22 protein-coding genes are annotated in these 18738 nt (G+C 69.4%); 7 read left to right on the forward strand and 15 right to left on the reverse strand.

Annotation, left to right across the window (positions count from 1 at the left end):
• Window positions 1–74: 74 nt before the first annotated feature.
• Entirely contained in the window at window positions 75–458 is a 384-nt protein-coding gene (locus tag AC5Y5E_RS06740; protein WP_499902210.1) for a hypothetical protein, read from the reverse strand.
• A gap of 136 nt (window positions 459–594) precedes the next feature.
• Here AC5Y5E_RS06740 and AC5Y5E_RS06745 point away from each other — a divergent pair, with 136 nt between their 5' ends.
• A complete protein-coding gene (locus tag AC5Y5E_RS06745; protein WP_499902211.1) occupies window positions 595–954 on the forward strand; it encodes a hypothetical protein in 360 nt (119 codons plus the stop codon).
• 20 nt (window positions 955–974) lie between these two features.
• On the opposite strand, the gene AC5Y5E_RS06750 is transcribed toward AC5Y5E_RS06745, so the two are convergent.
• Together AC5Y5E_RS06750 and AC5Y5E_RS06755 are read right to left on the reverse strand one after the other, a co-directional pair.
• Window positions 975–2138, reverse strand: a complete 1164-nt coding sequence (locus AC5Y5E_RS06750) for a hypothetical protein (protein ID WP_499902212.1) — start codon at window positions 2136–2138, stop codon at window positions 975–977.
• On the reverse strand, window positions 2139–2429 hold the full coding sequence (locus tag AC5Y5E_RS06755) for a hypothetical protein (RefSeq protein WP_499902213.1): 291 nt from the start codon (window positions 2427–2429) through the stop codon (window positions 2139–2141).
• A 65-nt stretch (window positions 2430–2494) separates the two neighbouring features.
• Here AC5Y5E_RS06755 and AC5Y5E_RS06760 point away from each other — a divergent pair, with 65 nt between their 5' ends.
• Window positions 2495–3700, forward strand: a complete 1206-nt coding sequence (locus tag AC5Y5E_RS06760; RefSeq protein WP_499902214.1) for a serine hydrolase domain-containing protein — start codon at window positions 2495–2497, stop codon at window positions 3698–3700.
• 4 nt (window positions 3701–3704) lie between these two features.
• Entirely contained in the window at window positions 3705–4244 is a 540-nt protein-coding gene (locus tag AC5Y5E_RS06765; protein WP_499902215.1) for a GNAT family N-acetyltransferase, read from the forward strand.
• 71 nt (window positions 4245–4315) lie between these two features.
• On the opposite strand, the gene AC5Y5E_RS06770 is transcribed toward AC5Y5E_RS06765, so the two are convergent.
• A complete protein-coding gene (locus AC5Y5E_RS06770; protein WP_499902216.1) occupies window positions 4316–5515 on the reverse strand; it encodes an MFS transporter in 1200 nt (399 codons plus the stop codon).
• 166 nt (window positions 5516–5681) lie between these two features.
• Between AC5Y5E_RS06770 and AC5Y5E_RS06775 the strand changes: the two genes are divergently transcribed.
• Entirely contained in the window at window positions 5682–6476 is a 795-nt protein-coding gene (locus AC5Y5E_RS06775) for a COG4705 family protein (protein ID WP_499902217.1), read from the forward strand.
• Between the two features lie 54 nt (window positions 6477–6530).
• Window positions 6531–6755 carry a hypothetical protein gene (locus AC5Y5E_RS06780; RefSeq protein ID WP_499902218.1) on the forward strand — a complete coding sequence of 75 codons (225 nt, stop codon included), beginning with the start codon at window positions 6531–6533 and terminating at the stop codon, window positions 6753–6755.
• 6 nt (window positions 6756–6761) lie between these two features.
• On the opposite strand, the gene AC5Y5E_RS06785 is transcribed toward AC5Y5E_RS06780, so the two are convergent.
• The 5 genes from AC5Y5E_RS06785 to AC5Y5E_RS06805 all read right to left on the reverse strand — a co-directional run bounded on the left by AC5Y5E_RS06785 (window position 6762) and on the right by AC5Y5E_RS06805 (window position 11837).
• Window positions 6762–9596, reverse strand: coding sequence for an aminotransferase class I/II-fold pyridoxal phosphate-dependent enzyme (locus AC5Y5E_RS06785; protein ID WP_499902219.1), 2835 nt, complete (start codon window positions 9594–9596; stop codon window positions 6762–6764).
• A gap of 178 nt (window positions 9597–9774) precedes the next feature.
• Window positions 9775–10161, reverse strand: coding sequence for an antitermination protein NusB (locus AC5Y5E_RS06790; RefSeq protein WP_499902220.1), 387 nt, complete (start codon window positions 10159–10161; stop codon window positions 9775–9777).
• Complete coding sequence (gene nusB / locus AC5Y5E_RS06795) at window positions 10158–10616, reverse strand: transcription antitermination factor NusB (protein ID WP_499902221.1); 459 nt, start codon at window positions 10614–10616, stop codon at window positions 10158–10160. Before nusB ends, AC5Y5E_RS06790 begins: the two co-directional genes overlap by 4 nt.
• Before the next feature lie 9 nt (window positions 10617–10625).
• Entirely contained in the window at window positions 10626–11189 is a 564-nt protein-coding gene (efp, locus tag AC5Y5E_RS06800; protein WP_066929672.1) for an elongation factor P, read from the reverse strand.
• 123 nt (window positions 11190–11312) lie between these two features.
• A complete protein-coding gene (locus AC5Y5E_RS06805; protein WP_499902222.1) occupies window positions 11313–11837 on the reverse strand; it encodes a PE family protein in 525 nt (174 codons plus the stop codon).
• A gap of 174 nt (window positions 11838–12011) precedes the next feature.
• On the opposite strand from AC5Y5E_RS06805, the gene AC5Y5E_RS06810 reads away from it, so the two are divergent.
• A complete protein-coding gene (locus AC5Y5E_RS06810; RefSeq protein ID WP_499902223.1) occupies window positions 12012–13241 on the forward strand; it encodes a PE family protein in 1230 nt (409 codons plus the stop codon).
• Here the strand turns inward: AC5Y5E_RS06810 and AC5Y5E_RS06815 are convergent.
• On the reverse strand, window positions 13238–14347 hold the full coding sequence (locus AC5Y5E_RS06815; RefSeq protein ID WP_499902224.1) for a M24 family metallopeptidase: 1110 nt from the start codon (window positions 14345–14347) through the stop codon (window positions 13238–13240). The genes AC5Y5E_RS06810 and AC5Y5E_RS06815 overlap by 4 nt on opposite strands.
• A 33-nt stretch (window positions 14348–14380) precedes the next feature.
• Between AC5Y5E_RS06815 and AC5Y5E_RS06820 the strand changes: the two genes are divergently transcribed.
• The gene (locus tag AC5Y5E_RS06820) at window positions 14381–15067 is read left to right on the forward strand and encodes a B-4DMT family transporter (RefSeq protein ID WP_499902225.1); all 687 of its coding nucleotides are present in this window, start codon (window positions 14381–14383) and stop codon (window positions 15065–15067) included.
• Here the strand turns inward: AC5Y5E_RS06820 and aroQ are convergent.
• Genes aroQ through AC5Y5E_RS06845 form a run of 5 tightly spaced genes read right to left on the reverse strand, consistent with a single transcriptional unit; the run spans window position 15064 to window position 18737 of the window.
• Entirely contained in the window at window positions 15064–15492 is a 429-nt protein-coding gene (gene aroQ, locus AC5Y5E_RS06825) for a type II 3-dehydroquinate dehydratase (protein WP_499902226.1), read from the reverse strand. The two genes, AC5Y5E_RS06820 and aroQ, sit on opposite strands and share 4 nt — an antisense overlap.
• Entirely contained in the window at window positions 15489–16571 is a 1083-nt protein-coding gene (gene aroB, locus AC5Y5E_RS06830) for a 3-dehydroquinate synthase (protein ID WP_499902227.1), read from the reverse strand. Before aroB ends, aroQ begins: the two co-directional genes overlap by 4 nt.
• Window positions 16568–17092: a shikimate kinase gene (locus AC5Y5E_RS06835; RefSeq protein WP_499902228.1), complete on the reverse strand. Its 525-nt coding sequence runs from the start codon at window positions 17090–17092 to the stop codon at window positions 16568–16570. The genes aroB and AC5Y5E_RS06835 overlap by 4 nt, the downstream gene beginning before the upstream one ends.
• Window positions 17092–18297 (reverse strand): chorismate synthase, encoded by a 1206-nt coding sequence (aroC, locus tag AC5Y5E_RS06840; protein WP_499902622.1) that lies wholly within the window; start codon window positions 18295–18297, stop codon window positions 17092–17094. The genes AC5Y5E_RS06835 and aroC overlap by 1 nt, the downstream gene beginning before the upstream one ends.
• A 20-nt stretch (window positions 18298–18317) precedes the next feature.
• Complete coding sequence (locus AC5Y5E_RS06845; RefSeq protein ID WP_499902229.1) at window positions 18318–18737, reverse strand: prepilin peptidase; 420 nt, start codon at window positions 18735–18737, stop codon at window positions 18318–18320.
• Window position 18738: the final 1 nt, after the last annotated feature.

The raw sequence follows: 18738 nt of genomic DNA on the forward strand, positions 1-18738 counted from the left end.
CAGGAAAGCCCGGAGTTTGGCGCCTCCGGGCCTTTCCCTCAAGGCGTTACGAAGTGGTACCCATGGGGGTTGGATCACGGGGTGGCATCCCAGATCCGCACGATCCCAGCGGGGTTCAGGGTGTCCCAACCGGCCCGCATGATGCCCCGGACCCACTGCCCGTCATTGGTAACCGACGGGAAGCGCTCCACCTTGGTGCCGTTGCGGACGACGAACCGCTGTTGGGTCTTGTCGATACCCCAGACCAGCGTTGCGCTATCGACGTGGGTCGACGTCAGAACCGGCAGTCCGGCGATAACGATGCCGTCCTCGACAAAGGACAGCAGCGCCTCGTTGGAGCCGCTGGACAGCTTCTTGAGGTTCGATAAGGCCTCGGCCACAGTCGGGTCAATCAGCCAGTGAGTCAGCTTGGCGCCGTGGGCTTCCGCAGCGAAGCGGGCAGACACGAACTTGTCCAAGTTGGTCAGCGAGGCGCCCGCCGAGTCGACACTGTTGGCCTATGTGCACCGGCTGGTTGCAATCCGTGTAATTTGGAGTTTCAGACCCGGAGTCGTCTGTTGCCAACCCATTTCGGCCTGAGAAAGCATGGGAAGTATGACGGTCGTTCGCGCCGAATTGGCTCGGCAGTTTTACTTTGGCGACGACGCGGTCTTGTTGATCATGGACACCGATGGAGTGACAACTCTTCTATCGACCTTGGTTCGTGCGCAAGAACAGGGAACGTCACGGCTGGAGAGCGACGGAACGGTTCACGATTTTCTGATTGAGCCCGGTGCCGCCGACATCGAACTGCACGGTGACCGCGTTACATGGCGGCTCGATCATGCCAAGGCCACCGAGATCATCGAATTGTTGACCGCGATGACGCAGAGCGCCACCGATTCAGGTCATTTCTACGTCGACATCTCGACGCCCGCCCAGACGCTGGTGCTGTCACGCAACGAGCACATATAGCGATCGGTGCTGCGAAGTCGCTACTCGAAGTCCCGGGCACTTTCCCAAGGATCGTCTTCCCCCAGGACAGGGATGTGATGCGGGATGCTGTGCGGCGGGTGAACGACGTGGGGCCCGATCGGCGTTGCGGGTCCGCCCGGAATCATCGGCGTTCCTCCGCCTTTTGGCAGTACAGGTTTGGGAGCCGGCGGCGCTTCAACCGGCGGTGGCGGACGCGGCGCGGGTGGGGGCTGGGGGGCCGGCGCAGGCGATGCAGCGGGTCCCGGCGCGGGCGCCTTAGGTGCCGCTTCAGCGGTGTGTGGTGAAAGCTCACCAATCTGGATGTTCTGCCATTGCGAGAACTTGGTGTCGTGTGGGTTGTAATCCCAGTGTGGGTTGTGCCACTGGTTAGTGCCCGGGTCGTATCGCCACTCACCACCGCGGTCATCCCACAGACTCAGGCCGCCCTTGGCTTGTTCGCTCGGGCGACTGGCCGGTCCTGCAGTCACGTTCCCCGCGACCGGAGGATGAACGCCGTCCGGCGGCAAACCGCGTGCCGGCGGCGGCGGATCGGGTTCGGGATTCGGCGCGTCCTTAAAGGTGTGGTTATCGACGGCCTGGATTATGTTGTGCTCGTCGCTACCGGCGATGGCGCCCTCCGCGCCGGGCTCCTCGAACGTCAGCGTATCGATGTCCTTGGTAGCGGTCGTGATTCGCGCCGCGAGGTCGCGATCGCTGGCAACCAGGGCGGCTAGACGGTGTCGAATAAACGAAGCGTGTCCCTGAGCGACGGCGAGTCGCGCGGCCCGGAACTCGGAGGTGCCGCCACGCATGCGATCCGTGACGGAATAATCCTCGCCGACGCTAAAGAGGTCGGCGCGCGCCTCTTCGACCGCCTCCAGCACGGCTTCTTTGCATGCTTGCAGTTGCTGGCCTCCGCGAACGGCGACTGCAGCGGCCCCATACAGCTGATCCGACGCGCCGCGGACCTTCACCAAATCGACGTAGGAGCGTTCGTGCGCCGCGATCGCGGCCTGCCCTTCCCACGGGACCCCGCCAGGCGTGGACACGCGCTCGTGGACTTCGCTGAAGGCCTGCTCCCACCGATCGCCGGTGCGCGTCCAATGGTCGGCGGCAAGGCGCAAATACGCCGTGTCCAACGCTTGCACTTCCGACAACGTCGGCAGGGCTGTGCCGGCCGCCATCTAGCAAACCTGCACCGAACCGAGGGACCGAAGGTCGGCCGCCGAACGAGCTTCGTTCTCGCCGAAGCCGGCTGACGCCACCACCAGTTTGGTGGCCATGGCTTGAATGCGGGCACCGCACCTGGTCCCGGCCGCGGTGATCTGCGCATGCGCACCGTTCACCGCCACCGCGCTGGCCAGCGCGGACGGCGCAGCTACCGTCGGCGCGCTGCCGCCCGCGAGGCTCACCGCCAATGACTCACACCAGCCAGTTTCGGCAAGCAGACCATCCTCGGTGACCCGCAACTCCACGCGCGCAAGTTTAGGACCGATGCCCTATTCGCACAGTTCAGCCCGGCGCCCATTACCCTGAACCGGTGAATCTGGACGTCAATCAGGCCTCCATCCGCGAGGTGTGCGACGCGGGCCTGCTCGCGGGTGCGCTGACGATGGTCTGGCAGCGCGGAGAACTGCTGCAGGTCAATGAGATCGGCTACCGCGACATCGACGCGGGCCTGCCGATGCAGCGGGACACCGTGTTCCGCATCGCGTCGATGACCAAGCCGGTCACGGTCGCGGCGGTGATGAGCCTGGTCGATGAGGGCAAGCTGGCGCTGAAGGACCCGATCGTGCGGTGGGCGCCGGAGCTGGCCGACGTGCGGGTGCTCGACGACCCGCACGGCCCGCTGGACCGGACGCACCCGCTGGGCCGTGCCATCCTGATCGAGGACCTGCTCACCCACACCAGCGGCCTGGCCTACGGCTTCTCGGTGTCCGGGCCGATCGCCAAGGCCTACGTGCGGCTGCCCTTCAACCAGGGTCCGGACGCCTGGATGGCCGAGCTGGCCAAGCTGCCGCTGGTGCATCAGCCCGGTGACCGATTGACCTACAGCCATTCCATAGACCTCCTGGGCGTCATCGCTTCTCGTATCGAGGGCAAGCCGTTCAACGAGGTCCTCGACGAACGGGTCCTGGGCCCGGTGGGCATGCCCGACACCGGATTCTTCGTCTCCCCGGAAGGGCGCCGCCGCGCCGCGACCATGTATCGGCTCGACGGGCAGGGCCGGCTGCACCATGACGCGATGGGCCCGCCGCACATCAGGCCACCGTCCTTCTGCAACGCCGGCGGCGGGTTGTGGTCGACGGCCGACGACTACCTCCGGTTCGTGCGGATGCTGCTCGGCGACGGATCGATCGACGGCGTGCGGGTGCTCTCCCCCGAGTCCGCCCGGCTGATGCGAACCGACCGGCTCACCGACGATCAGAAGCGGCACTACTTCCTGGGGGCGCCGTATTGGGTCGGTCGCGGCTTCGGACTGAACCTGTCGGTGGTGACCGACCCGGCCCGGAGCGCACAGCTGTTCGGGCCGGGCGGGCTCGGAACGTTCAGCTGGCCCGGCGCATACGGCACGTGGTGGCAGGCCGACCCGACCGCCGATCTGGTTCTGCTGTATCTGGTCCAGAACCTGCCCGATATGTCCGCGGACGTTGCCGCGGCCGTCGCGGGCAACACGTCGTTGTCGAAACTTCAATCGGCACAACCGAAATTCGTCCGCCGCACCTATCAGGCGCTCGGGCTCTAGGGCCATGGTCGACTACCCGCCCGTCCGCATCACCGGGCAACGGCTGGTGTTGCGCCCACCGATGCTGGACGACGCGGGCGCGCTGTTCCAGCGGATCGCCCGCGATCCCGAGGTCACCAAGTATCTGCTGTGGGCGCCGCACCCCGACGTGGGGGCGACGCGGCGGGTCATCACCGAAAAGCTGAACGTCAGCGACGAGGAGCGGACCTGGGCGATCGCGCTGAAACACAGCGGCGAGCTCATCGGGCTGACCAGCTGCCGGCGCCCGGTGCCGCACTCGGTCGAGATCGGTTACTGCCTGGGACGGCGGTGGTGGGGCAAGGGTTACATGTCCGAGGTGCTCGACCTGCTGCTGACCGCGCTGAAAGCCGATCGCGGGGTGTATCGCGTCTGGGCATCGTGCAGCGTCGAAAACGCGCGCTCGGCACGACTATTGGAGCACGCCGGTTTCGTCCTGGAGGGCCGGCTCGGCCGCTACGCCGTCTTCCCCACCATGGGCCCCGAGCCGCAGGACAGCCTGCTCTACGCCAAGATCCTGCGCTAGATGGTTAATCGGCGCGAGCTATTGCGCCACCCGGGGAAGGGCGACGTCTTTGGGATCCCGGTGGGCAAAAATTACGGTCGCGCGGCCTCGGCCATTTCCCGCTGCGGCGGTGGCGGCGGTCGGTTGTCCAGGCCGGGCGGCAACAACCCGGTGGGCACCAACGGCGCCGCGGCCAGCGGGAACAAGCCGCACAGCGCCCAGGCGGCCGGGTACTCGGCCGCCGCGATCAGCGCACCGAACACCGGCGGTCCGGCTGCGGCCATCAGCCGCTGCGTGGTGTTCTGCAGGCCCAGCGCACGTCCGCTCCAGAACGGCCCGGCGAACTCCGTGATCGCGGTGGCCTCCAACCCGTTGTCGAGGACTGCGAGCACCGCGACGGCGAGCATCAGCAACACGGCGTACCCCGAACCCGTGCCGTCAGTGAGGGCGAGCACGAACAGGGTCAGGGCCGCGGCGATGGCGATGGTGCGGACCGGGCGCATACGCGAGCCGACGCGATCGGACCAGCGGCCCACCGCGATTCGGCCCACGGCGCCCAGCACCTGGGAGAGGGTGACCAGGCCGCCGGCGGCCGCCACCGACCAACCATGGCGATCCATCAGCCACACGAGCATGAACGTCACGGTCACCGTCTGCGGGATCATCAGCAGGCCGGCCACCGCGTGGATCCGCCACAACACGAACGAGCCGCGATACGGGCTGGCCAGTTCCTCCGCGGCCGCCGCCTTGCGGGATTTCCTTGGCGGATCGACGATTCCGATCACGCTAGCGACCGCCGCCACAGTGCACATCACCGCGAGGAACATCAGTCCCCGGTGCGGGCCGCTTTCGGCCAGCTCGGGAATAACCAACGCGCCCAAGGCGATTCCCAGCGGCTGCGCGGTTTGGCGGATGCCCATCGCCAGGCCGCGTTGCCGCGGCGGGAACCAGGCGGACACCAGTCGGCCGCCGGCGGTGTTGCAGCTCGCCGCGGCCATCCCGCCGATGAACAAAAAGACACCGATCATCGGCACCGAATGGGCCGACGCGGCGGCGTAGGCCGCGGTCGCGGTAAACACCGAGCCCGCCGTCAGCACGGTGCGCTCGCCGACCCGGTCCAGCACGTAGCCCCAGAAGACGAGCGTGACCACCATGCCCCAACTCGGCATCGACGACAGCAGGACGGCCACGGTCAGCGACATGCCGCGGCGCGCCTCGAACGAGGGAATCAGGAACGCCACACCGTTGATGAAAAGAAAAGAACTCGCCGTCACCCCCAACGAGACGGCCATGATTGACCACCGCGCACCCATTCAACAATGTTGCCACAGTGTTTGGCGGGCACCGGAAATCGCAGCGCCCGAAACTTATTGATTTCTAAGGTAATTCATAACCGTTATCTAATGTTGACGCGCAATGCGCCGGTACCTACGCCGGGTGCCGTGGGAGGATCACTACGTGACCGATGACGCGGCCAAACAAGCTTTGACGAAGGTGCCGGCGGTCACCCTGGGCTTTTGGGTGATCAAGATCCTCGCGACGACCCTGGGCGAGACGGGTGGCGACACCGTCACGATGACGCTGAATTGGGGCTACGCCGCCGGCGTCACGCTGTTCGGCGTCGCGCTCGTCGTCCTGGTCGCGGCGCAGATCTTCGCCGAGCAATTCCACGCGAGCCTGTACTGGGCCACGATCGTGGCGTCGACGACGTTCGGCACGACGCTGGCCGATTTCGCCGACCGACAACTGGGCATCGGCTACACGGGCGGATCGCTGCTGCTGTTGGGTCTCCTGCTGGCGACGCTGGGGCTTTGGCGCTGGTCGCAGGGAACGGTGTCGGTGAGCACCGTTTCGACCCCGAAGGTCGAGGCGTTCTACTGGGCGACGATCACGTTCTCCCAGACGCTGGGCACCGCGCTCGGCGACTGGCTCGCCGACACCCGCGGTTTCGGCTACGAGCGCGGTGCGCTGGTGTTCGGCGCGGCCCTGCTGGTGGTCGTGGCCCTGTACTACTGGACCGGCGTGTCGCGGGTGGTCCTGTTCTGGGTCGCCTTCATCCTGACCAGGCCGCTGGGCGCGACCGTCGGCGACTTCATCGACAAGCCCGTCGCCGACGGCGGGCTGGCCCTAAGCCGTCCGCTGGCCTCGGCGGTCATCGCCGCGATTCTCGTCGCGCTGATCGTCATCCTGCCGCAGCGTCCGGGGCGCCATCCCGGCCAGCCGCACGACGGCGCGGCGGCGGAAACCGCCTGATTCACAGGGCTTCCCAGCGGATTCCCAGCGACGCGCGCCTAGGCTGGACTCGTCATGGGAAAGTTGACGAAATTCATCAGCAAAATCCTGATCGGCGTTGCCATTTGCGTGGGCGCCGGCGTCGTCGGATCGGCCACGGCCGGCGCCGACCCCAGCGTCTTCAGCGCCCTCAGCTGCAGCTGCCAACAGGCGGCACCCACCGGCAGCCCGGCCCCTCAGGACGCGATAGCCCGGGGAATCCGGCAGGGCCTGTCCGACTTGCCGGCCGTGTCCGGCTAGAGCCGCTCAGGCGCCCCCGGTCACCGGCTGCGCGACGGCATCGCCGTTGCGCGCTGCAGCGTCGGCCGGCAGCTCGAAGACCGGGTACGCCGAACCGACCGCGGCCGTCGCCGCGTTGCGCTGGGCCTCCATTCGCGCCAGCGCGGCGTCGGTGAAGACCGACAGCCCCAGGTCGGGGTTGTAGCCGTGGATCTCCTTGACGTCGAGCTGGGCCAGGAAATAGACGATCTCCTTGGACACCACCTGACCCGGGACCAGCACCGGGAAGCCGGGCGGGTAGGGCACCACGAACGTGGTGGACACCAGCGTCCGGCCCTCCGCGAGCCGCCGGCCCGCCATGCCGATCAGCACGTGTTCGCGGTCCGACTCCTCGTATCCCGCATAGAAGGCCGACCGCATGTCCCCGAACATGCAGGCGTCGACAGGGCGGAACGCCATGTCGAATTCGCTGAAGTCCGGCAGGTGCGGCAGGTCCTCGGTGATCTCCTCGACCCGGCGCTGCTGCAGGGCGCGGTCGTCCTTGCCGCCGATGCTCTGGCTGCGCTCGAAGTCGGTCGCGATGCGGCGCAGCACGTCGAGCAGGTAGTGCACGCTCGACCAGGTGACCCCGATGGTGAAGATCAGCAAAACGCTGTTGATGGACGTTTTGTTGATCTGAATTCCGAACCGCTCCATCAGGATCTTCTCGCGGAAGTCGTAGCCGTTCATGCCGGTCTTGCCGATGAACAGCGTGACGCGCGTCGCGTCCAGCACGAACTGGTCCGACCGCCACGCCTCGTTCCACTCGGCCAGGGCGCCCTGCCGGACCTCGCGGTACGAGCTGACGCACGACGCGCGGAACTCGTCGGGGACGAGGTCCGACTCGTCGAGAATGCGGAACCACTTGCCGATCAGGCGGTCCTTGCGCACGCGGTGCCGGAAGACCAGCGCCATGTTGTAGGTGTTGCGCACCAGCTCGAAGCCCTCTATGTCGACCTGCCGGCGCGCCAGGTCCAGCGACGCCAGCAGCTGCTGGTTCGGCGACGTCGAGGTGTGGGTCAAGAACGCCTCGACGAACGCGTCGCGGGTGAGCGCCTTGAAGTCCTGGTCGCGGACGTGCACCATCGACGCCTGCCGAAACGCCGAAAGCGACTTGTGCGTGGAATGCGTGGCATAAACCCGGACCCGCGCCTTCGCGGGGTCGGGGAGCAGCGGCCGATCGACCCACTCCGAGCGGTCGACCCCTTCCATCTCCGCGGCCCAATTCCGGTATTCCGCAGCGTATTCCGGCGACGCCAGCATCTGCTCGAGGCGTTCCGCGGACACCATCGCGGTGCGCTGCCGCGCCCACGGCACCGCCGTCGCGAACGCGTACCACGCCTCGTCCCACAAGAAGCAGATGTCCGGCTTGATCGCCAGCACCTCCTCCATCACCCGGCGCGGGTTGTAGACGACGCCGTCGAAGGTGCAGTTGGTGAGCAACAGCATTCGGACCCGGTGCAGCTGGCCGGCCGCCTCGAGGTCCAGCAGCGCCTTCTTGATCGTGTGCAGCGACACGGCACCGTAGATCGCGTACTCGGGCAGCGGGTAGGCGTCCAGGTACAGCGGGTAGGCCCCGGCGAGCACCAGCCCGTAGTGGTGCGACTTGTGGCAGTTGCGGTCGATCAGCACGATGTCGCCCGGGCGCGTGAGCGCCTGCACGACGATCTTGTTGGCGGTGGACGTCCCGTTGGTGACGAAGTAGGTGTGGTTGGAGTTCCAGGTCACCGCGGCCTTGTCCATCGCCTTCTTGATGTTGCCGTGCGGGTCCAGCAGCGAGTCCAGGCCCCCAGAGGTGCTCGAGGTCTCGGCCATGAAGATGTTGCGGCCGTAGAACTCGCCCATGTCCTGCAGGGACTTCGAGTTGAAGATGCTGGCGCCGCGCGCGACGGGCAGCGCGTGGAACTGGCCGACCGGTGCCCCCGCGTAGGCGCACAGGGCATCGAAAAACGGTGTGGCGAAACGGTTTCGCAGGCCGGCGAGCACGGTGCTGTTCAGGTCGGTGACGTCGTTGAGCCGGTAGAACGTTCGGTCGTAGACGTCGGGTTCGTCCTCGGTCTCCGCGGCGATCGACTCGTCGGTGAGCAGGTACAGGTCGATGTGCGGCCGCAGCTCCCGCATCCATTCGGCGCACTCGACCCAGTCCTGCGTGTCCGTCGTCAGGGCATCCTCGCAGGCGGCGCCCAGCAGCGTGGTCATCAGCGGCACCCGGTCGTGCGAGCGCAGCGGCAGGTCGTGGCGGATGATCGCGGCCTGGATCTCGCCGTTCAGCGCGACCGCGGTGATGGCGTCCTCGATGCTGCCCACCACCAACAGCTCGTACTGCACGTCGTCGGACGGGGTGCGCAGCGCCCGCAGGCACTCCGCCAGGCTGTCGGGCGCCGTCGACGGGGCGTCGTCGGCGAGCAGCACGGTGTAGAACTGCTGCTGCTTGGCGCGGGCCACCAATTCCTGCTCGGCCAGCGGCGCGGAGGTGTCGAAGAGCCCGGCGCGGTCGCCGTATTCACTCAACAGGCGTACCGCCAGCGACACCTCCTCGCTGAGGCGCACCGTCGAAAGGCCCTCGAGGTGGGCGCGAAACGTCGCGAGGTTGGCCGCGCCGGGGTACAACCAGTACCGCTCGTAGGCGGCGATGCGGTCCATCAGGCGCTTCACCCGGGCGATGTCGTGGGTCTTGTCCAGCCCGGCGAGGTCGACGTCGCGCAGGTGACGGCACGCGTCGTCGAGCAGGTTCCAGGTGTCGACGCGCGTGTACGACGGGTTGGCGACCGCCGCGAGCGCGGACACACGAAGTCGTCGCGGCCGGGCAGTTTCTGGACTCATCTCGTCACCCTCTTCACATCAGTGCAGCTCGTACCGTTGTCCGTGTGTGTGTGGCAAGACATTTGGGGCGCGCTGTCCTGCCGCATGCTGACGCGATCGCCCCGTTCGCGGATCTCGGTGGTTCGCCTCATAGCCAGCAGCATCCCATCGGTAGCCGCTATTGTGGCCCGTTTCGAGGTCAGGGATCCAGCTCGTCGTCGGCATCAACGACGCGCCGATTTGCCCTGGAGTCCATCCAGCGCAGCACCGGAAGCTCCCGGCTGCGCGCCGGCAGTTCGGTGACGTCGGTCAGCGAGCGCACCACGGCCTGCGTCAGGCCCATGATGGCCGCCATCACCGGCAGCAGCGGCTGCAGCGGCCGGGCCGCCGACCGGACGGTGCTGATGCGCCGGGCCACGATCAGGCGTTCGATCGAGTGATACAGCCAGGCGCCGACGCCCAGCGCGTAGATCGCCAGCGCCGAGGCGACGACGGTCCACCCGTAGGCGGCGCACACGATGGCGCCCAGCACCACCGTCGCGGCCAGGAAGGCGGCGACGGCCACCCGCAGCTCCAACCGGGTCATGGTTCTTTCCGGACCGCCTTGGCCGCCGCGCGGATCTGCGGGGTCACCAGCATGACCTGGCCGAGAACCCCGTTGACGAAGCCCGGCGACTCGTCGGTGGACAGCTCCTTGGCCAGCTGCACGGCCTCGTCCACGACGACGGGCTCGGGGACGTCGTCGGAGTAGAGCAGCTCCCACACCGCGACCCGCAGGATGGCCCGGTCCACCGCCGGCAGCCGGTCCAGCGTCCAGCCCTGCAGGTGCGTGCTGATCAGGTCGTCGATGTGGGCGATGTGCTCGCCCACCCCCCGGGCCGCGGCGGCCGTGTACGGATACAGCGCCGACACGTCGGGGTTCGCCTCGGCCAGCGCGGTCCGGACGTCGACGACCTCCACCGGGGTCAGCCCCCGGGCCTCGGCCTCGAACAGCAGGTCGACGGCGCGCTTGCGCGCCAGATGGCGTCCCCTAGCAGCCATGGGGCCGGCTCACGCGTTGACGCGGCCCAGGTAGCTGCCGTCGCGGGTGTCCACCTTGAGCTTGTCCCCGGTGTTGATGAAGAGGGGCACCTGGATCTCCGCGCCGGTCTCGACGGTGGCGGGCTTGGTGCCCGCGCTGGACCGGTCGCCCTGCAGGCCGGGCTCGGTGTGGGTGACCTCCAGCTCGACGGACACCGGCAGCTCGAGGTACAGCGGCGCCCCGTTGTGGAACGCCACCTGCACGGGCAGGCTCTCGAGGAGGAACCGGGCGGCGTCGCCGACCAGGGACTCCGGCAGGTGGTGCTGCTCGTAGTCCTGGCTGTCCATGAACACGAAGTCCGAGCCGTCGCGGTACAGGTAGGTGGTGTCGCGCCGGTCGACGGTGGCGGTTTCCACCTTGACGCCGGCGTTGTACGTCTTGTCGACCACCTTGCCGGACAGCACGTTTTTCAGCTTGGTGCGCACGAAGGCCGGCCCCTTGCCGGGTTTGACGTGCTGGAACTCGACGATCTGCCATAGCTGGCCGTCGATCTCCAGCACCAGTCCGTTCTTGAAGTCGGCAGTCGATGCCACGGCGGTGTATCTCCTCAGGGATGGCAGTTCACGCGAACTTCGCTGTCGGTTCGCCCCATGCAGATTACCCGCGCCGCGGCCCCGGCCCGCACCGTGCGCCAGTGATCGCGCGCACCCCGGCCCCTAGAGGGCGACCAGGATATTCAGCGCGATGTCGATCGTCGGCAGCACGAAAACAAAGAAGAATGCGGTCGAAAAGGCGATGGCTTGGCGAATCAGCGGAAGCAGAAATCCCGCCAATTGATTGAGCATCTGTTCGAAAGTGGTGAGGGCGCCGGCGAAGAAATTCTGCACATCGCCCCATAGGGCGGAGATGGCGCCGGTAATCGATTCCGCGGGCGCGGCCGCGGGTGGCAGCAACGCGGCGTTGGCGGCCTCGGCGGCCGCATACGATCCCGCGCCCCTGGCCAACTGCTGGACGAACTGCTCCTGCGCCGCCGCCGCCTGACCGGCCTGCGCCTGGTAGTGCTCGGCGTGCCGGGCGAAGAAGTTCGCGATGGTCACCGACACCTCATCGGCGGCCGCGGGCAGCACCGCGAGGGTCGGGGCGGCCGCCGCGATGTGCGCGGCGCTGAGATTCGAGCCGATGCCTGCCAAATCCGTTGCCGCGGAGGCGATTACCTCCGGCGCCGCGGTCAAATACGACATGTCGGCTCTCGCACCCGGTCAGCCTAGCCTGCCGGTGCGCGCGCGAAAACTTAACAAATGGCCAACTTTGGGCGTCGCGTCCGGCCAACTTTGTAGGGAAATCCCTAATTGAACGCCCAGTCCCCCGATCGCTAGCGTCGCCGCCAACGGGTTTGGGGCAACTGGGAGGTAGGCATGTCGTTTGTCATTGCGGCGCCGGAGTTCATGTCGTCGGCCGCATCGGATCTGGCAAACATCGGCTCGGCGCTCGATGCCGCCCACGCCGCGGCCGCGGTCCCGACGTCCAACGTGCTGGCGGCCGCCGGCGACGAGGTGTCGGCAGCCATCGCGTCAATATTCGGGGCGCACGGGCAGGCCTACCAGGCGCTCAGCGCCCAGGCCGCACAGTTCCACCAGCAATTCGTCGGGCTGATGAACGCCGGGGTGGCGCAGTACGCCGGCGCCGAGGCCGCCAACGCCAACCCGCTGCAGACCCTCGAGCAGGACATCCTCGCGGTGATCAACGAGCCCACCGAGATACTGCTGGGACGCCCGCTGATCGGCAACGGCGCCAACGGGATCACCAACGCTCAGGGCGTCGGCACCCCCGGCCAGGCCGGCGGGATCCTGTGGGGCAACGGCGGCGCCGGCGGCAACAGCACGGCCGGCGGAGTGGCCGGCGGCGCCGGCGGTGCCGCCGGGCTGTTCGGTCGCGGCGGCGCCGGCGGCACCGGCGGCCAAGCCGCGAACGGCGGGGCCGGCGGGGCGGGCGGCCTCATCTACGGAGGCGGCGGCAACGGCGGCGCGGCCGGGGGTTCGGCCGGGTCCGGCGGCGTCGGCGGCGCCGGCGGGTCGGCGGGCCTGTTCGGCAGCGGCGGCCTCGGCGGCGCCGGAGGCGGCGGCGCCCACGGCGACGGGGGCGCCGGCGGCGCCGGCGGCAACGGGGGCCTGCTCTACGGCAACGGCGGCGGGGGCGGCATCGGCGGCGACAGCGCCCAGGGCAACGGCGGCGCCGGAGGCGGCGGCGGGCACGGCGGCCTGGTCGCCGGCAACGGCGGCGCGGGCGGGGCCGGCGGTGGAGCCGGCGACCAGGGCAGCCCGCACGGCGGCGCCGGCGGCAACGGCGGCGCCGCCGGGGCGCTGTTCGGCGACGGCGGAGTCGGCGGCCAGGGCGGCGTCGCCCTCAACGGCGGCCACGGCGGCAACGGCGGCGACGCCGCCCTCTTCGGCTCCGGCGGTGGCGGTGGCAACGGCGGCAACAGCGACGGCGGTGGCGGCGCCGGCGGCGCCGGCGGCAACGCCAAGCTGGTCGGCAACGGCGGCAACGGCGGCAACGGCGGGACCGGCTTCACCAACGGCCAAGGCGGCCCCGGAGGTGCTGGTGGGCTGTTGAACGGCGCCCACGGGGCCAACGGCACCAGCTAGCTGAGAATGGCCAGTTCCTTGGGGAACCGCGTCAGCAGTTCGGGGCCGTGCCCGTCGGCGCCGTCCGGCACGACGAGGGTGTCCTCGATGCGCACGCCGCCACGGCCGGGCAGGTAGACGCCGGGCTCCACGGTGACCACCGACCCCGCCAGCAGCGTGCCGGCGGACGTGGCGCCGATTCCGGGCGCTTCGTGGATCTGCAGGCCCACCCCATGCCCCAGGCCGTGGCCGAACTGCTCGCCGTAGCCGGCGTCGGCGATCAGCTGGCGCGCGGCGCCGTCCACCTCGCGCAGGTTGGCGCCCGGCTTCAGGGCCTCGCGGCCGGCGCGCTGCGCCTCGGCGACCAGCTGGTAGATCTCCAGCTGCCAGTCGGCGGCCCTGCCCAGCACGAAGGTGCGGGTCATGTCGGAGTGGTAGCCGGCGACCAGGGCGCCGAAGTCGATCTTGACGTAGTCGCCCTCGGCCAGCACCGCGTCGGTCGGGCGGTGGTGCGGGATCGCCGAATTCGGCCCGGCGGCCACGATCGTCTCGAACGAGATCGCGTCCGCGCCGTGGTCGAGCATCAGCGACTCCAGTTCGCGGCTCACCTCGCGTTCGGTGCGCCCGGGCCGCAGGCCGCCGCGCGCCACCAGATCGGCCAGCGCGGCGTCGGCCGCCTCGCAGGCCAGGCGCAGCAGCGCGACCTCGCCGGCGTCCTTGACCTCGCGCAACGCCTCGACGGTCCCTGCGGCCCGCACCAATTCGGTCGAAGCCTTGCGCTCCTCGATCTCGCCGGTCAGCGCGTCGAAGCCGTCGACGGTGACCACGTTGCTCTCGAAGCCCAGCTTGCCGACGGCGGCGTCGGCGGCCCGGCCCGCCAGGTACCGCCCGACCGCGCGCTCGATGGCGACCTCGAGGTCGGGCGCCTGCGCGGCGGCCTGGGTGCGGTACCGGCCGTCGGTGGCCAGCACGGGGTCGCGGTCGTCGGCAAACACCAGCAACGCGCCGTTCGATCCGGAGAAACCGGACAGATACCGCACGTTGACCAGGTCCGTGACCAGCATCGCGTCCAGCCCGCTGGCCCCGATCTGCGCTTTCAGCTTGTCTCGGCGCTGGGAATGTGTCACGACCCTTGACGGTACTCGCTAGGCTTTCCCTTCATGAGGAACTGGATCCTGCGCGGATTGGTGTTCGCCGCCGCGATGGTCGTCGTCCGTTTGATACAAGGTGCGTTGATCAACGCGTGGCAAACACAGGCCGGGTTGATCAGCATCGTGCTGCTGCTCCTGTTCGTGATCGGCGTCGTCGTGTGGGGGGTGCTCGACGGTCGGGCGGACGCCACGGCGCAGCCCGATCCGGACCGCCGCCAGGACCTGGCCATGACGTGGCTGCTGGCCGGCCTGCTGGCCGGCATCCTCAGCGGCGCCGTCGCCTGGCTCATCGCGCTGGCCTACACGGGGCTGTATACCGGGGGCCTGATCAACGAGGTGACGACGTTCGCGGCGTTCACCGCGCTGCTCGTCTTCCTGCCGGGGATCATCGGTGTGGCCGTGGGCCGCTGGCGCATCGACCGCAACCCGCCGCCCCGCCCGCACGAGCCGGGCGACGAGCGGGCCGACACCGACGTCTTCTCGGCCGTCCGCGGCGACGAGGCACCGACGGGCGAGATACCGGCGCAGACGGCCCCGGGTGTGCAGGCCGAGGAACGCACCGGTTCGGTCGCGACCGCCGAGCGCGACGCGCCCACGGAAGTCATCCCGACGGGCCAAGACGACGCCAAGACGGAGGTCATCCGCACCGACGACGCGAGGCACACCAAGCCGGGCTCCGAGCCGGAAAAAGGTTAACCCGCGTCGGCCAGGTAGCGCAGGGCGAGCAGGTAGCCCTGGACGCCAAGCCCGACGATCACCCCGGTCGCGACCGGGCTGATGTAGGAGTGCCGCCGAAACTCCTCGCGGGCATGCACATTGGAGATGTGCACCTCGATCAGCGGCGCACTCAGGTCGGCGCACGCGTCGCGCAGCGCCACCGAGGTGTGGGTCAGGCCGCCGGCGTTGAGGATCACCGGTTCGCCGGCATCGGCCGCCAGGTGAATCCAGTTCAGCAGCTGTGCTTCGTTATCGCTTTGCCGCACAACGACTTTGAGGCCGAGAGCGGCGGCTTCGCGTTCGATCAGCACCGTCAGTTGTTCGTGCGTGGTGTCGCCGTACACGTCGGGGTCGCGGCGGCCCAGCCGGCCCAGGTTCGGGCCGTTGATGACATTCACCGTCATAACGCCTCCAACCCCGAGTAGGCCGCGGCCAGCAGCGACGGGTCGGGTCCCGTCAACCGGCCCGGCTTCCCGAGCCCGTCGAGGACGACGAACCGAAGCACGCCGGCACGGGTTTTCTTGTCCCCTGCCATGTATTCCAGCAACTGCGGCAACGCGTCGGCGTCGTAGGTGACCGGCAGTCCGAGCGAGGTCAGGATGCTGCGGTGCCGCGCCGCGGTGTCGTCGTCCAGCCGGCCGGCGAGGCGGGCCAGCTCCGCGGCGAACACCAGGCCCACCGACACCGCGGCGCCGTGGCGCCACCGGTAGTGCTCCCGGCGCTCGATCGCGTGCGCCAAAGTGTGTCCGTAGTTGAGGATTTCGCGCAGCTCCGACTCCTTCTCGTCGGCGGCGACGACCTCGGCCTTGACGGCGATCGCGCGCCGGATCAGTTCCGGCAGCACGTCGCCCGCGGGATCCAGCGCGGACTGCGGGTCGGCCTCGATGAGGTCGAGGATCACCGGGTCGGCGATGAACCCCGCCTTCACCACCTCGGCCATCCCGGCGACGAGTTCGTTGCGCGGCAACGTCTTCAGCGTCTCCAGGTCGACGAGGACGGCCAGTGGCTGATGGAACGCGCCGACCAGGTTCTTGCCGGCGTCGGTGTTGATGCCGGTCTTGCCGCCGACGGCCGCGTCGACCATGCCGAGCAACGTGGTGGGGACGTGCACGATGTCGACGCCGCGCAGCCAGGTCGCGGCCGCGAAACCGGCGACGTCGGTGGCGGCGCCGCCGCCCAGGCTGACCAGGGCGTCCTTGCGGCCGATCCCGATGCGGCCCAACACCTCCCAGATGAATCCGACGACGGGCAGGTCCTTGCCCGCCTCGGCGTCCGGGATCTCGATGCGGTGTGCGTCAATCCCCTTGTCGGCCAGGCGGCTTCGGATCTCCTCGGCGGTGTCGGCCAGGACCGGCTGATGCAGGACGGCGACGCGGTGCCGCCCGGACAGTAGGTTCTCCAGCTGGCCGAGCAGGCCGGTGCCGATCACCACCGGATACGGTTCTTCGACGGCCACGTGCACGGTGACCGGGGCGGCGGTCATGTGGTGGCCCCGCTCGTCGTCTCCAACCGGCTGAGGATGTTGCGGACCACCGCGCCGGGATTGCGGCGGTTGGTGTCGACCTGGATGGTCGCGACGCGCCGGTACAGCGGGACGCGTTTGGCCATCAGCTCGCGGTATTTCTCGGCGCGGTCCGGCCCGGCCAGCAGCGGGCGCACGGCGGTCCCGCCGGTGCGCCGCACCCCCTCGCGCGCGCCGATCTCCAGGTAGATGACCGTGTGCCCGGTGAGCGCCTCGCACACGCCGGGGCTGGTGACGGCTCCGCCGCCGAGCGAGAGGACGCCGTCGTGGTCGGCCAGCGCCGCGCGCACGACCTGTTCCTCGATGCGGCGGAACTCCTGCTCCCCGTCGGTGGCGAAGATGTCGGCGATGCTGCGTCCGGTCTGCTGCTCGATCGCCGCGTCGGTGTCGAGCAGGCCAACCCCGAGCGCCTTGGCCAGCCGCCGCCCGATGGTGGACTTGCCGGAGCCCGGCAGCCCCACGAGCACCGCCTTGGGGGGCATCATGCGGTACCGCGCGCGGCGGGCGATTCCCGATCGGCGACCGCGCGCTGGTAGGACTCGACGTTGCGGCGGGTTTCGGTCAGCGAGTCGCCGCCGAACTTTTCCAGCGCCGCGCGGGCCAGCACCAGCGCGACCATGGTCTCGACCACGACGCCGGCGGCCGGCACCGCGCACACGTCCGAGCGCTGATGGATCGCGACGGCCTCGTCGCCGGTCGCCATGTCGACGGTGGCCAGGGCCCGCGGGACGGTGGAAATGGGCTTCATCGCGGCGCGCACCCGCAGCGGCTGGCCGTTGGTCATGCCGCCTTCCAGCCCGCCGGCGCGGTTGGTCGAGCGGACGACACCGTCGGGCCCGGGGTACATCTCGTCGTGGGCGCGGCTGCCGCGGCGACGGGCGGTCTCGAAGCCGTCGCCGATCTCGACGCCCTTGATCGCCTGGATGCCCATCACGGCGGCGGCGAGCTGGCTGTCCAGCCGGTTGTCGCCGCTGGTGAACGAGCCCAGCCCGACCGGCAGGCCCAGCGCCACCACCTCGACGACGCCGCCGAGGGTGTCGCCGTCCTTCTTGGCCGCCTCGATCTCGGCGATCATGGCTTCCTCGGCCGCCTTGTCGAACGCGCGGACCGGGCTGTCGTCGATCGCGGCCAGGTCCTCCGGGCGTGGCGGCGGACCGTCGTAGGGCTTTGACGGGCCGATGGCGATGACGTGCGAGAGCACCTCGACGCCGAGCGCCTGACGCAGGAACGAGCGGGCCACGGTCCCGGCGGCCACCCGCGCCGCGGTCTCGCGGGCGCTGGCCCGCTCCAGCACCGGCCGGGCGTCGTCGAAGCCGTACTTCAACATGCCCGCGTAGTCGGCGTGGCCGGGCCGCGGCCGGGTCAGCGGTTCGTTGCGGGCGCTGTTCGTCAGTTCGGCCGGGTCCACCGGGTCGGTGGCCATCACGGTTTCCCACTTCGGCCACTCGGTGTTGCCGATCTCGATCGCGATCGGCCCGCCCAGGGTGACGCCGTGGCGGATCCCGGACAGGATGGTCACCGCGTCGCGCTCGAACTTCATCCGCGCGCCGCGACCGTAGCCCAGGCGGCGGCGAGCCAGCTGATCGGCGATTTCGTTGGACGTGACGCCGACGCCGGCAACCATGCCTTCCACCACGGCCACCAGCGCGCGACCATGGGATTCTCCGGCGGTGATCCAGCGCAACACCCGGCCATTCTCCCATGCGCTCAACCGAGCAAGGCCAACCCCGCCGCGCCCGCGGTGGCCAGGCACATCGACGGGCCATGCGGCACGGTCCGCGCGCCGCGCCACCACGCGACCAGGCCCGCCAGCGCGGTCAGCAGCGGCGCCGCCAGCGCCGCGAGGAACCACACGTCGGGCCCGAAACAGCCGGCTAGGCCGCCCAGCCCGGCCGCCAGCTTGACGTCACCGGCCCCCATCGCCGCGGGCGCGACGAGGTGCACCAGCAGGTAGGTACCGGTCAGCGCCGCCGCGCCGGCCAGCGCCGGCTGCCCGTGGCCGGTCAGGGCGGCCGCCAGCAGGATGCCAACAGCCCCGGGCAGCGTCAGCAGGTTGGGCAGCCGGCGCCGCCGGATGTCGAAGACGCTCAGCGCGCCCATCCACAGCAACACCACCCCGGCCGCCACG

The organism is Mycobacterium sp. NGS54, from assembly GCF_059812465.1.

Coding starts and splice junctions, on each gene's coding strand:
- AC5Y5E_RS06820 (WP_499902225.1), top strand. CDS start 14,381: ATGAGGAACTGGATCCTGCGCGGATTGGTGTTCGCCGCCGCGATGGTC.
- aroQ (WP_499902226.1), bottom strand. CDS start 15,492: ATGACGGTGAATGTCATCAACGGCCCGAACCTGGGCCGGCTGGGCCGC.
- AC5Y5E_RS06780 (WP_499902218.1), top strand. CDS start 6,531: ATGGGAAAGTTGACGAAATTCATCAGCAAAATCCTGATCGGCGTTGCC.
- AC5Y5E_RS06810 (WP_499902223.1), top strand. CDS start 12,012: ATGTCGTTTGTCATTGCGGCGCCGGAGTTCATGTCGTCGGCCGCATCG.
- AC5Y5E_RS06770 (WP_499902216.1), bottom strand. CDS start 5,515: ATGGCCGTCTCGTTGGGGGTGACGGCGAGTTCTTTTCTTTTCATCAAC.
- AC5Y5E_RS06835 (WP_499902228.1), bottom strand. CDS start 17,092: ATGCCCCCCAAGGCGGTGCTCGTGGGGCTGCCGGGCTCCGGCAAGTCC.
- AC5Y5E_RS06805 (WP_499902222.1), bottom strand. CDS start 11,837: ATGTCGTATTTGACCGCGGCGCCGGAGGTAATCGCCTCCGCGGCAACG.
- nusB (WP_499902221.1), bottom strand. CDS start 10,616: ATGGCTGCTAGGGGACGCCATCTGGCGCGCAAGCGCGCCGTCGACCTG.
- AC5Y5E_RS06745 (WP_499902211.1), top strand. CDS start 595: ATGACGGTCGTTCGCGCCGAATTGGCTCGGCAGTTTTACTTTGGCGAC.
- AC5Y5E_RS06785 (WP_499902219.1), bottom strand. CDS start 9,596: ATGAGTCCAGAAACTGCCCGGCCGCGACGACTTCGTGTGTCCGCGCTC.
- AC5Y5E_RS06765 (WP_499902215.1), top strand. CDS start 3,705: ATGGTCGACTACCCGCCCGTCCGCATCACCGGGCAACGGCTGGTGTTG.
- aroB (WP_499902227.1), bottom strand. CDS start 16,571: ATGACCGCCGCCCCGGTCACCGTGCACGTGGCCGTCGAAGAACCGTAT.
- AC5Y5E_RS06750 (WP_499902212.1), bottom strand. CDS start 2,138: ATGGCGGCCGGCACAGCCCTGCCGACGTTGTCGGAAGTGCAAGCGTTG.
- AC5Y5E_RS06790 (WP_499902220.1), bottom strand. CDS start 10,161: ATGACCCGGTTGGAGCTGCGGGTGGCCGTCGCCGCCTTCCTGGCCGCG.